The organism is Micromonospora sp. Mcm103 (genome assembly GCF_024519755.1).
GTDB lineage: Bacteria > Actinomycetota > Actinomycetes > Mycobacteriales > Micromonosporaceae > Micromonospora > Micromonospora aurantiaca.
Map to the genome: position 1 here is coordinate 293138 of NZ_JALJRJ010000004.1, position 12184 is coordinate 305321.

13 protein-coding genes are annotated in these 12184 nt (G+C 71.8%); 1 reads left to right on the forward strand and 12 read right to left on the reverse strand.

The window, feature by feature from the left end; genetic code table 11:
- Positions 1 to 6: 6 nt before the first annotated feature.
- The 12 genes from OC439_RS08585 to OC439_RS08640 form a co-directional block, all read right to left on the reverse strand.
- Entirely contained in the window at positions 7 to 891 is an 885-nt protein-coding gene (locus OC439_RS08585; protein ID WP_262012965.1) for a DUF5926 family protein, read from the reverse strand.
- 86 nt (positions 892 to 977) lie between these two features.
- Entirely contained in the window at positions 978 to 1427 is a 450-nt protein-coding gene (locus tag OC439_RS08590) for an ATP-binding protein (protein ID WP_262012966.1), read from the reverse strand.
- A 31-nt stretch (positions 1428 to 1458) separates the two neighbouring features.
- Positions 1459 to 2913 carry an ATP-binding protein gene (locus OC439_RS08595; protein WP_262012967.1) on the reverse strand — a complete coding sequence of 485 codons (1455 nt, stop codon included), beginning with the start codon at positions 2911 to 2913 and terminating at the stop codon, positions 1459 to 1461.
- Between the two features lie 76 nt (positions 2914 to 2989).
- Complete coding sequence (locus tag OC439_RS08600) at positions 2990 to 3781, reverse strand: glycerophosphodiester phosphodiesterase (protein WP_262012968.1); 792 nt, start codon at positions 3779 to 3781, stop codon at positions 2990 to 2992.
- Between the two features lie 15 nt (positions 3782 to 3796).
- Complete coding sequence (locus tag OC439_RS08605; protein WP_262012969.1) at positions 3797 to 4132, reverse strand: rhodanese-like domain-containing protein; 336 nt, start codon at positions 4130 to 4132, stop codon at positions 3797 to 3799.
- A gap of 28 nt (positions 4133 to 4160) precedes the next feature.
- On the reverse strand, positions 4161 to 5096 hold the full coding sequence (locus OC439_RS08610; RefSeq protein WP_262013028.1) for an LCP family protein: 936 nt from the start codon (positions 5094 to 5096) through the stop codon (positions 4161 to 4163).
- A 179-nt stretch (positions 5097 to 5275) separates the two neighbouring features.
- Entirely contained in the window at positions 5276 to 6490 is a 1215-nt protein-coding gene (locus OC439_RS08615) for an LCP family protein (RefSeq protein WP_262012970.1), read from the reverse strand.
- A gap of 203 nt (positions 6491 to 6693) precedes the next feature.
- Positions 6694 to 7941 (reverse strand): LCP family protein, encoded by a 1248-nt coding sequence (locus OC439_RS08620; RefSeq protein ID WP_262012971.1) that lies wholly within the window; start codon positions 7939 to 7941, stop codon positions 6694 to 6696.
- Positions 7942 to 8015: 74 nt separating this feature from the next.
- Positions 8016 to 8993: an NAD-dependent epimerase/dehydratase family protein gene (locus OC439_RS08625; RefSeq protein ID WP_262012972.1), complete on the reverse strand. Its 978-nt coding sequence runs from the start codon at positions 8991 to 8993 to the stop codon at positions 8016 to 8018.
- Positions 8994 to 9060: 67 nt separating this feature from the next.
- Positions 9061 to 10734 (reverse strand): cation acetate symporter, encoded by a 1674-nt coding sequence (locus tag OC439_RS08630; RefSeq protein WP_262012973.1) that lies wholly within the window; start codon positions 10732 to 10734, stop codon positions 9061 to 9063.
- Complete coding sequence (locus OC439_RS08635; protein WP_013289297.1) at positions 10712 to 11080, reverse strand: DUF485 domain-containing protein; 369 nt, start codon at positions 11078 to 11080, stop codon at positions 10712 to 10714. The genes OC439_RS08630 and OC439_RS08635 overlap by 23 nt, the downstream gene beginning before the upstream one ends.
- A 239-nt stretch (positions 11081 to 11319) precedes the next feature.
- Positions 11320 to 11916 carry a flavin reductase family protein gene (locus OC439_RS08640; protein ID WP_315985916.1) on the reverse strand — a complete coding sequence of 199 codons (597 nt, stop codon included), beginning with the start codon at positions 11914 to 11916 and terminating at the stop codon, positions 11320 to 11322.
- Here OC439_RS08640 and OC439_RS08645 point away from each other — a divergent pair.
- On the forward strand, positions 11906 to 12163 hold the full coding sequence (locus tag OC439_RS08645; protein ID WP_262012975.1) for a hypothetical protein: 258 nt from the start codon (positions 11906 to 11908) through the stop codon (positions 12161 to 12163). The genes OC439_RS08640 and OC439_RS08645 overlap by 11 nt on opposite strands.
- Positions 12164 to 12184 lie beyond the last annotated feature (21 nt).

The following is a 12184-nucleotide window of genomic DNA, read 5'->3' on the forward strand; positions in this document are numbered from 1 at the left end:
GAGACGTCAGCGCAGCGTCAGCTGGCGGCCGAGCAGGCCCTGGCGGGCCCGGCGGCCGGCCGCGTCGAGCGGCTCCCGCTCCGCGACCGCCTCGGCGTAGCGCTTGGCGAACTCCGCCACCGGCGCCTCCCACTCGGCGGCCGGGGTGTCCTCCGGCAGGTCCCAGACCGGCGCGAGGCGCCCGTGCGCCCGGAACATGCCCGCGAACTTCGTGTCGTCGCCGAGCGTCAGCGTGCCCGCCGCGGCGAGCCGGGACAGCGCGTCGAGCGCGGTGTCCTCGTCCTCCGGCAGGACCAGGCGCACGTGGGCCTTCTCCGGCACCTGGCACCAGTACGCGGCCGGCGCGGCGGCCAGCTTGACGGTCGGGTAGACGGCCGAGTTGGCCCGCTCCAGGGACGCCTGGACGTTCGGGTCGTCGGCGGCACCCGGGTCGAGCCAGAAGTCGAACCCGTCGTGCATGGTGATCTCCAGCGGGCCGTCCACCAGGATGTCCTGGAGGCGGGGGCCCGGCCCGGGCAGCGGCGGCACGCTCACCTGGCCGCCCGGCTCGGTGCGCAGCGCGGAGATCAGCGCGTCGGCCAGGTCGCGGGAGACGTCGCCGGACTGCTGGTGCCGCTGCAGGCCGATGAAGACCCGCCCGTCCGGCTTGGTCATCGCCGGTGCGGCCATCGGCAGCACAGTCGCCAGCGTGACCGGCCGGTCGCCGTACTCCTCGATCAGTTCCGGGGTCAGCCGCAGCGGCGCGGACGCCGCCGGGACCAGCTCGCGCAGGGCGATCCACTCCGGCTCGTCCGCCAGGCCCTCGAACGGCCGGGGCACGAAGACGTCGCGCACCTTCTCCCGCTTCGGGGTGGCCTCGCCGGCCCGCTGGTTCTTCCGACGCTTGCTCATGCGCCCGCTCCGCTCCGCTCGGTCATGGCGAGACAGCCTAGATGCCGGGTCTCGGCGGCGGGGGCCGGACCCGTCCGCCGCGTCGGTCAGCCGGCGGCGACCAGGTCGGTCCGCTGCGCCGGGACCGGGTCGAACCGCGCCCACACGCTCTGGCCCAGGCCGTCGCGCTCCACGCCCCAGCCGCTGGCGAGCCCGGCGACGATGTGCAGCCCGCGGCCGTCGGCCGCGTCCGGCGAGGCGGTACGCATGCACGGGCCGGCACCGGAACCGCCGTCGGTGACCCGCAGCTCGACGCTCGGCCCCTGCTCGGCCGGGCGCAGCCGCCAGGCGACCCGCACCACCCCGCCGGGCAGGGAGTCGGCGTGCCGGACCGCGTTGCCGACCAGCTCGGCGAGGACCGCGACCAGGTCGGCCACCAGGCCCGGGGGTACGACACCGGTCAGCTCGTCGGCGAGCCGATGCCGGGCCAGGCGCGCGCCGGTGGCGTCGTGGGGCACCACCACGCACCACGACCGTTCGGCCGGACCAGTCGACACGTCGTTCCTTCCCCGCCCGTGAGCGCCCCGGTCAACCCCGGGGCAGCCGCACCTCTGCGACCGTACCGCCACCGGGTCTGGGCCGGAGGGATACCCATCCATTCTGCTGTTCAACGATCTGGCGGACGAGATAGAGACCGAGCCCGGCACCGGGATACCGGCGGCGGTCGCCGGACTCCCCCTGCCAGAACCGGTCGAAGGCCCGCTCCACGTGTTCCGGCCGGATGCCGATGCCCCGGTCGGCGACCCGGAACGAGACGGTCCGCTCGTTCGCCTCGGCGGTGATCTCGATCGGTGTGTCCGGCAGCGAGTACTTCCCGGCGTTGGTGCCCAGTTCGGTGAGCACCGTGGCGAGGCTGTGCCGGTCGCCGAGCGCCTTGGGCAGGTCGGCGGGCAGGTCGAGCACGACCCGGTGCCGGACGTCCGCCGGCAGGTCCACCACCGCCGCGCGCAGCGCGTCGACCAGGTCGAACGGCGCGGCCGGTTCACCGCCCGGACGGTTCTCGGTGGCGGTGGTCAGCAGCCGGTCGACCAGGCGGGCCAGTTCGTTGGCGCGCTGGCCGATGATCCGGGCGGCCTGCCTGCGGTCGCCGTCGCTCAGCGAGTCCCAGTGGTCGGTGAGCGTGTCCGCGTACCCCTTGATGACGGTGACCGGGGTGCGCAGTTCGTGGCTGGTCACCGCGACGAACAGGTCCCGGTCGTGGTCGCGGCGCTGCTGGTCGGTGGTGTCGCGGAAGCTGACCACGCGCAGCGCGTTCGGGCCGGGCAGTTCGCCGGAGGTGATCCGCAGCCAGCGGCCGTCCGGCAGCCGGTGGTCGAGCACCTGGCCGGGCGGCGGCAGCGGGAACGGCAGCGGCCGGCTCAGCGCCTCGTCCGCCGGCCGGCCGGTCACCTCGACCGCGGCCGGGTTCCACAGCCGGACCCGGCCGTCCCGGTCCACCACCGCGAGGCCGTCGGCGAGCGCCGCCACGACCGGGCCGTCCCCGTGTACGGGCAGGCCGGTCTGGTCGCCGTACATGTGGGCGATGCAGGCGGCGATGTAGCCGATGACGGCGCGTTGCGAGGGTTGCAGCGGTTCGCCCAGCGGGTAGAGCGCGTGCAGGCTGCCGATGGTGAGCCCGCCGATCTCGGCGCGCGCCACGATCATCCGGCAGAGGCCCCGGCCGGCGACCTCGTCGGCGAGCGCACCGGGGATCGCGTCGACCCGGACCTCCCGTACCGGCGGGCCGGCGAGCAGGCAGACGGTGGCCGGGTCGGTGGCGGGCAGCGGGCGGCCGAGGACGAACTCGGCGCTGCCGGTCGCGGCGACGACCCGTCCGCCGGCGGGGGTGAACTCCACGAAGACCAGGCCGGCCGCGCCGACCGCGGGTTCGACCTCGCGGAGCAGGCGGGTGAGGACGGCGAGGCCGGACTCGCCCGAGTTGATCATGTTGATCACTGCGGTGTGGCCGGCGATGAAGGCGGGGTAGTCGGTTCGCTCCGGCATGTCCCGAGTGTGCCGCGCCGTCCGCGTCCGGGACACCCCCGGCCGGTCGACCGTCTCCGGTACCGATCGACGGGGCTCACCGGCCCAACCGGGCCAGCGCGTGGGCCGGCCGGTCGGTGATCACCCCGTCCACGCCCGCTTCCAGCACGAGTTCCAGGTCCTCCGGCTCGTTGACGGTCCAGACGTACACCGAGTTGCCGGCGGCGCGCAGCGAGGGGACCAGGCGGGGGCGGGCCCGGACCAGGTCCACGCCGGGGCCGGCGATCCGGGCGCCGAACGGCAGCCGGCCCAGCGGCAGCAGGCGCGGCAGCACCTCCAGCAGCAGCACGGTGGGCAGCGCCGGCGCGAGTTCCCGGACCCGGCGTACGGCGAGCGGCGAGAACGACATCACCGTCACCTGGACCGGATGCTCCGGCCGTGGTTCGGCCAGCCCGTACCGGCGCAGCATCTCGACCAGGCGCCGCTCGACCTCGCCCCGGTAGCGCGACGGGTGCTTGGTCTCGATCAGCAGCCGGACCGGCCGCCCGGCGGCCAGCACCGCGTCGAGCAGCCGCTCCAGCGTGAGCAGCCGGGTGTGCGACTCGTCGAGCGGCACGTCGTCCTCGGCGAGCGTCGCGGCCCGGTGCCAGGAACCGAAGTCCAGCGCCTCGAGCTCGGCGAGCGTCCGCGCGCTGACCAGGCCGTGGCCGTTGCTGGTGCGGTCCAGCCGGCGGTCGTGCACGCAGACCAGGTGCCCGTCGCGGGTCAGCCGGACGTCGCACTCCAGCCCGTCCGCGCCCTCGTCCAGGGCGCGCAGGTAGGCGGCGAGTGTGTGCTCCGGCAGGTCGTACGAGGCGCCGCGATGGGCGAAGACCAGGGGGACGGTCATGGCCGCGTCACCGGCTCAGGCGACCCGGCCCGGCTGCCCGTCGTCGGTGACCACCGGACGGCCCGCGGCGGCCCAGTCGCCCATCCCGCCGTCGACGTTGCGGACCTGGTCCCAGCCGTTGCGCATGAGGTAGCCGACCACCTGGGCGGACCGGCCGCCCGAGCGGCAGATCACCGCCACGTCGCGGTCCTGCGGGATCTCGGCGATCCGGGCGGGCAGCTCGGTCATCGGCAGGTGGTGGGCGGCCGGCGCGTGGCCGGCGGCCCACTCGTCGTCCTCGCGGACGTCGAGCAGGTAGATGTCGTCGGGCACGGCCGACGCGGGCACGCTGGGTAGTGAGGCTCCGAACACGGTAACCAAGCCTAGTCGCCCGCGGCGCTCACAGCCGGTTGACCCAGCGCGGGTTGGCGCCGGCCCACTCCGGCACGCGCGTGTCGCGCAGCGCGCCGAACAGCCCGGCGCCGCCGTCGTCCAGCACGACGTACGAGACGCCGTCGATGGTCTGCGGGTAGGAGGGCACCTGGACCCCGCGCAGGGCGTCCGCGGGCAGGCCGCGCAGCGCGAACAACAGCTCGTCCAGGGGTACGCCGTTGGTGTCCACGGTCAGTGCCCCGCCGGCCGCGCGCAGCACCCGGTCCAGCTTGACCGGGTCGCTGCGCAGCCGTGTCTCGCCCGCCCGGTCGAGCACCGCCCGCAGCATCTGCTGCTGGTGCCGCTGCCGGTCGAAGTCGCCACCGGGCAGGTCGTAGCGCTGCCGCACGTAGTCGAGCGTCCGCGCGCCGTCCATCTGCTGGCAGCCGGCGTCGAACTGGTACCGGGTGTGGATCGAGCGCACCGGCGTGTCCACGCACATCCGGATGCCGCCGAGCTGGTCGATCACCTCCTTGAAGCCGGAGAAGTCGACGAGTGCCGCGCCGTCGAAGCGGATCCCGGTGAGCCGGTTCAGGGTGGTGCTGAGCAGGCGCGCGCCACCCTCACCGCCGCCGCCGTGCTCGTACGCGGCGTTGACCTTGTCCTGGCCGCCGGGGAAGCCCGGTGCCGGCGGGAGCGCCACCAGCAGGTCGCGCGGTACGGAGATCAGGTACGCCTGCCGCATCCCGGCCGGTACGTGCACGATCAGGATGCTGTCCGAGCGCTGGTCCTCCGGGTTGGCGCCGGGCCGGTGGTCGGAGCCGATCAGCAGGTAGTTGAGCGCGCCGTCCAGGTCCGTCCGCTTCTTCCGGGCGGCCGGGTCGAGCAGTTGCTCCTTGGCCACCGTGCGGTCGTAGCGCGAGGTGAGCCAGTGCAGCCCGGCGACGCCGAGCGTGGCGAGCAGGACCAGGGCGAGCCCGGCGCCGAGCAGGAATCGGGCCCAGCGGGCGGGTCCACCCCGCCCGCGTCGGTTCCGTGCTGGCCTGGACGTGACGATCCCCCCGTAGCCGCGACATGAGACCCGCTCACGTCAGGCTACGGGGGGATCGGCCGACCGGTATCGCTTTCGCGCAGGTCAGCGGGTCATTTACGGGTGGAGAGGACGTCCGGGTTGTTCACCACGAACTCGGCCAGCTTGTCGTTCTTGACGGCTTGGAACATGTCCATCGTCGTCTCGTTGAACGTCTCCCGGCCGTTGTTGTTGCCGGCGAACGTGCCGCCGTTGGTCCGCAGCGTGACCAGGTCGTTCCCGTTGAGGTTCTTGAGCGTGAAGATGAAATCGGCGATCGGCACGCCGCCGGTGTCCAGGACGAACGCCTTGCCGGCCGCCTTCATCAGCGAGTTCAGCTTGATCGGGTTCGTCAGCATGCCGCCCTCGGTGGCCTTCTTGGCCATCGCCTTGATCAGCTGCTGCTGGTTCTGCTGCCTGTCGTAGTCGCTGTTCGGCAGGCCGTAGCGCTGGCGGGAGTAGTCCAGGGCCTCCCAGCCCTCCATCTCCCGGCAGCCCTTCTTGTGCACCACTGTCTTGTACGGCTTGCCGGTCTTCTTCGCGTCGGCGTTCCACATCGGCTTGCCGTCGACGTACGACATGTGGTGCGACTTGACCTCGTGGCTCACGCAGATCCGCACCGAGCCGAGCGCGTCGATCACGCTCTTGAAGCCGCCGAAGTTGATGATCGCGGCGCCGTCGAAACCGATGCCGGTCATCGACTTGATCGTCTTGGCCATCAGCTGAGCGCCGCCCTCCCAGCCGCCGCCGTTCTGGGCGCCGTGGAAGAAGGCCGCGTTGATCTTGTCGGTGCCGCCCTTGTAGCCGCTCTTCTCGAACGCCGGGATACGTGCCTCGGTGTCCCGGGGGATCGAGATCAGGTACGCCTGGTCGTGGCTGGCCGGGATGTGCAGGATGATGATCGTGTCCGACCGGACGTCGTCGGCGGCCCAGCGCTCGCGGGCGTCCACGCCGAGCAGCAGCATGTCGATCGGGCCTTCGAGGCTGTTGCCGCCCTCGGCCTCGCTCTTGCCCGCCCCGCCGAGCAGATTGCGCTGGGCGATGTTGTCGGTGGCCTGGCCGATGACCGCCTTGCTGCCGACGATCGCGACGCCGCTGGTCACCATCAGCACCGCGCCGAGCACCAGTGTGAGCTTGGCCCAGAGCGGGTCCTTGCGCTTGGTGCGCTTCTTCTTGCCACCGCCGGGACCGCGACCGCCGGAACCGGGCTGTGTGGGGATGACCGGAGGGACCCGCCCGGATGATCCGGGTGCCGGTGACTGCGGGCGACGGCTGGTCTGGACCGACATGCGTGCTCCAGCTCGGTGATCGGGGGCGGGACCACTTTACGTATCTGTTCCCGTATTCGCGACCTTGTAGGCTCGCAATTCCCGTCAATACCGGCCTACATCCTCGGGTTGTGGCCGAACGGGCAGGGGTAAGGAGCCGGTCGGCGGTTGGCCTCCGTGGTGGCGAGGCCCTAGCGCTCGTTGCCGGTCATGTCGTGTCGGCGTCAGCCGCCCGCGTTGTCGCCCGAACCCTTCTGGTTGGCCTGCATCCACTCGGCCATCCGGTCCGCGGCGATCGCCTTGTACATCGCCAGCGCCTTCTCCCGGTCGGAGACCACCACCGACTGGCCGTCGATGGTCTGGCCGCCCAGGTGCGGGCTGGTGACGAACGTCAGGTTCTCGCCCCGCAGGCTGCGGAACTGCACTGCCATGTCGGTCAACGAGAATCCCTGGTCGACCGTGACGGCGGCGGTCACCGCCTTGAGGAAGTCGTTCAGCTTCTTCGGGTTGGTGAGCGTCCCGGTGCTGGCCGCCTTGTCCATCAGCGCCTTCAGGAACTCCTGCTGGTGCCGCATCCGGGCGAAGTCGCCGTCCGGGAACTGCTTGCGCTGCCGGACCCAGTCCAGAGCCTCGGCGCCGTTCATGTGGTTCACGCCCTTGGTGAACGTCCGGTACGGCTTGTGGATCGAGGTGATGGTCCGCTCCACCTTGAGGTCGACCCCGCCCAGCGCGTCGGTGACCTCCTTGAAACCGCCGAAGTCGATGGCCATGACGTGGTCGATCCGTACGTCGGTGAAGCACTCCACGGTCTTCACCGCGAGCGGCAGGCCGCCGAACGCGAACGCCGCGTTGATCTTGTTGCGCGAGCCCGAGTCGCAGGACGCGCCGGCGCTCTCCGGGATCGGCACGTACAGGTCACGCGGCACCGAGACCAGGTAGGCGCTCTTGTGGTCGGCCGGGATGTGCATGACGATCACGGTGTCCGCGCGCCACTTGCCGGAACCGTCGACAGGGGCGTCCGGATCCCGCGAGTCGCTGCCCACGAGCAGGATGTTGAACGCGCCCTCGACCTGCTTGGCCGGCCGGCCGCCGGTGATCCCGGCGAACGGGTCGGTGCGCGCCAGGTCGTCGTCCAGGTTGCGGGCGTAGAACCACGCGCCGAGGCCGCCGAGCAGCGCCAGCACCAGCACCGCGACACCCGCCACCAAGCCGATGCGCCCCCAGCGCGGCCGGGGGCCACGCCGCCCGGACCCGCCCGGACCGCCACCGCCCGGACCACCGGGCCCGGTCGGCCCGGCCGGGCCGCCGGGACCGCCGGAGCGGGGCGCCTCGTCGTGTGCGGGGTACCACCTGGTTTCCGAGGGCCGGGCGCGCCCGGTGGCGGACCGGTCGGAGCCGGGAACCGAGGCGCGGCCCGCGCCCCGGCTGAGGTGTCGGGGGATCGGGGCGCCGGCAGACGAGGTCGCTGACATGTAACCGAGGGTAGGTCGGCCGGGCCACCGACGCCCTCGTACGCGCGCCGATGTCAGCCGCGTCCCCGGCGGGTTCAGTACCCGAGACGCCCGCGGAAGTACTCGATCGTGCGTCGGAGGCCGTCTTCGGGCGTGACGCTCGGCTCGTATCCCAGCAGTTCGCGGGCGAGGGTCAGGTCCGGACGGCGCATCTCCGGGTCATCGGAGGCACGAGTGATGTAGCTCACCTCGGACGTGCTTCCGGTGAGTGACACGACCGTCTCGGCCAGTTGCCGCATCGACATCTCGTGCTCGGTGCCGCAGTTGATCGGCCCGGTCTGGGTCGAGTCGAGCAGCAGCAGGATGCCGCGCACCAGGTCGTCGACGTAGCAGATCGAACGGGTCTGGTCGCCGGTGCCGTGCACGGTGATCGGCTCGCCGCGCAGCGCCTGGGAGATGAACGTCGGGATGGCGCGGCCGTCGTCCGGGCGCATCCGCGGGCCGTACGTGTTGAAGATCCGCACGATCGCGGTGTCGGTGCCCCGGCTGCGGTGGTAGGCCATGGTGGCCGCCTCGGAGAAGCGCTTCGCCTCGTCGTAGACGCTCCGGATGCCGATCGGGTTGACGTTGCCCCAGTACGTCTCGCGCTGCGGGTGCTCCTTGGGGTCGCCGTACGCCTCGGAGGTGGAGGCCATCAGGAACCGCGCGCCGTCGTCGGTGGCCCGCTCCAGCAGCGCCAGCGTCGCCACCGAGCCGACCCGGAGGATCTCCACCGGCAGCTTCTCGAAGTCGGTGGGGCTGGCCGGGGACGCCATGTGCAGGATCGCGTCGAACCGCTCGGCCATCGCCGGGTGCTGCGGCAGCCCGTCGGAGATGTCCGCCTCGACGAGCGTGAAGGTCGGCTCGTCCAGCAGGTGGGCCACGTTGTCCTTGGACCCGGTCACGAAGTTGTCCAGCACCACGACGGTGCAGCCGCGCTCGACGAGCCGGTCGACGAGGTGGGACGGGACGAAACCGGCGCCGCCGGTGACGAGGATGCGGTGTCCGGAACCGAAGCGGGGAGCGACCTTCATGGCGGTCAGCCTATACACGCGAGGCGGGGCCCCCGCGTAAGGCAGGGGCCCCGCTCGACTGTGGTGCTCAGTGGGCGCCGGCTCCGGTGAGCGAGCGCACCTCCAGCTCCGCGTACTTCTCCTCGTCGCTCTCCTTGGACAGGATCGTGCCGAGCCAGCCGCACAGGAAGCCGAACGGGATCGAGATGATGCCCGGGTTCGACAGCGGGAACCACTGCCAGTCGTGGTCGGGGAACATCGCCGTCGGCGCGCCGGAGACGACCGGCGAGAAGAAGACGAGCACCACGGCGGCGAGCAGGCCGCCGTAGATGGCCCAGACCGCGCCCGAGGTGTTGAACCGCTTCCAGAACAGGCTGTAGAGGATCGCCGGCAGGTTGCCCGACGCGGCCACCGCGAACGCCAGCGCGACCAGGAACGCCACGTTCAGGTTCTGCGCGTAGATCGACAGGACGATCGAGATCGCGCCGATGACCAGCGCGGAGACCCGGGCGACTGTCACCTCCTGCCGCTCCGACGCCTGCCCGTTCTTCATCACGTTGGCGTAGAAGTCGTGCGCCAGGCTGGACGACGACGCCAGGGTGAGCCCGGCGACCACCGCGAGGATCGTGGCGAACGCGACCGCTGCGATGATCGCCAGCAGTGTCGCGCCGCCCAGGTCCCCGCCGAGGAACTGTTCGCCCAGCTTCTCGGCGAGCTGTGGCGCCGCGGTGTTGCCGGCCTTGTCCTGTGCGGTGATCTCCGACCCGCCGACGATCGCCGCCGCGCCGAAGCCCAGCGCCAGGGTCAGCAGGTAGAACGTGCCGATGATGCCGATCGCCCAGAGCACGCTCTTGCGGGCCGCCCGCGCGGTCGGCACGGTGTAGAAGCGGATCAGGATGTGCGGCAGGCCGGCCGTGCCGAGGACCAGCGCGATGCCCAGCGAGAGCAGGTCCATCTTGCTGTAGAACGTCTTCAGCGCGTCCCCGGGTGTCTCCACGCCGTAGCGCAACCCGGGTTCGAGGAACGCCGCTCCCTTGCCCGAGGCGCTGGCCGCGTCGCCGAGCAGCGAGGACAGGTTGAACTTGTACTTGGCGAGCACCAGCAGCGTCATCGCCAGCGCGCCGCCCATCAGCAGGAACGCCTTGACGATCTGGACGTACGTGGTGCCCTTCATGCCGCCGACCGTCACGTAGATGACCATCAGGGCGCCGACCATGATGATGGTGGCGACCTTGGCGGTGTCGGCGTCCATGCCGAGGAACGTGGTGCCCGGCTTGATGCCGAGCAGCAGGGCGACGAGCGCGCCGGCGCCGACCATCTGGGCCAGCAGGTAGAAGATCGACACCGTGATGGTGGAGACCGCCGCCGCGGTCCGGACCGGCCGCTGCCGCATCCGGAACGCCAGCACGTCCGCCATCGTGTACCGGCCGGAGTTGCGCAGCAGCTCGGCCACGAGCAGCAGCGCCACCAGCCAGGCGACCAGGAAGCCGATCGAGTAGAGGAAGCCGTCGTAGCCGTAGAGCGCGATGATGCCGGCGATACCCAGGAAGGACGCCGCCGACATGTAGTCGCCGCCGATCGCCATGCCGTTCTGGAAGCCGGAGAAGGACCGGCCGCCGGCGTAGAAGTCGGTGGCGGTCTTGGTCTGCCGGCTGGCCCAGACGGTGATCGCCAGCGTGATCGCCACGAAGACCAGGAACAGCGTGATGGTGAGGTTCCGGGCGGTGGTGCTGCCCGCCTCAGCCGCGAGGACCGTGTTCATGGGTCACCTCCCCCATCTCGTCGCGGATCCGGTCGGCGACCGGGTCGATCCGGCGGCTGGCGAACCGCGAGTAGAACCAGGCGATGAGGAACGTGGAGACGAACTGGAGCAGGCCGAAGACCAGGGCGACGTTGATGTTGCCGATCAGCTTCGTGCCCATGAATCCCCGCGCGTACGCGGAGAGGATGACGTAGAGCGCGTACCACAGGAAGAACGCGACGGTCATCGGGAAGACGAAGCCGCGCAGCGTGCGCCGCAACCCGGCGAACTCGTCCGACCGCTGGACGGCGAGGTACCGTTCCGCCGCCGACTCGGCGGGTGCGGACGCGGGTGTGTCCGTGGACATCTGTGGATCACCACCTTCGCAAGGCGTGGGGGAGTTTCGCGCACGGTAGAGAGCGCGCTCCCGGCCCGGGAAGGCTCCGCCGAGGGCCGGTCGACGCTTGCGCCGAACGGCACCCCCACTGCGCCCAGTGACCCACGTCACTCCGCTAACCGGTCACCCCCACCCGGTCGATCATGAGGTTGGCGGCGACGAATCGGACGCGGAACGCGGCCAACCTCATGATCGACGGAGCGGAGGGGTCAGCCGGGGAGGTCGTGGTAGCGGCCTCGGTAGTGCAGCAACGGGGGCGTGTCCCGGGGCAGGTCCACCGATTCGATCGTCGCCTCCACCAGCAGGGCCCAGCCGTACTCCCGGGCGGTGTCCAGGCGGCAGCCCGCCCACCCGCCGGCGTCCGCGGGCACCGGCCCGTACGGCGTCTCGGTCCAGGCGTCCAGCGCGAACAGGCCGCCGGGCGACGGGAACAGGCCGGCGAAGCGGTCGGCGAGCTGCCGGTGCTGCGGGCCCAGCGGGGCCACCGCGAACCGTCCCGCCTCCTCGATGGCCGCCCACAGGTCCGACTCCGCGTCGACCAGACCGAGCAGCCGGTCCGGCTCACCCTCGGCGACCAGCGTGGAGGAGACGGTCAGCCCGGCCGGGCCGGGCGCGGTCCAGAGCGTCACCGGGGCGGCCAGCCGTCCGCGCAGCCGGCGTACCGGCGAGCGTTGCGCGGCCGGCGCCGCGAACGGGTCGGTGGAGTGGATCTGCGCGCCCGGCTCTGGATTCACGTGAAACATTGTGCCGCCCGCCACCGGGCGAGGTTCGACGGAACGCCCTACCCTGCCGGGCATGAATCTCATCCCCCCGCAGCAGCTCGCCCAGGAACGGGTCGTCGCCGCCGACGCCATCCTCGGCGGCCAGGTCGACCTGCGTGCCTATCCACACCGGCACCTGCTGGTCAGGGCGAACAACACCTGGGGCCGCAGGGCGTACCAGCCGCTGATGGAAGCGGTCGAGCACCTGTCCAACTACGGCTGGGAGCTGGTCACCATGACCAGCGTCGGCGACGGCCACCACGTCTACGCGGCGATGCGCCGCACCGCCTGACGGCGGGCCGAGACGCACGGA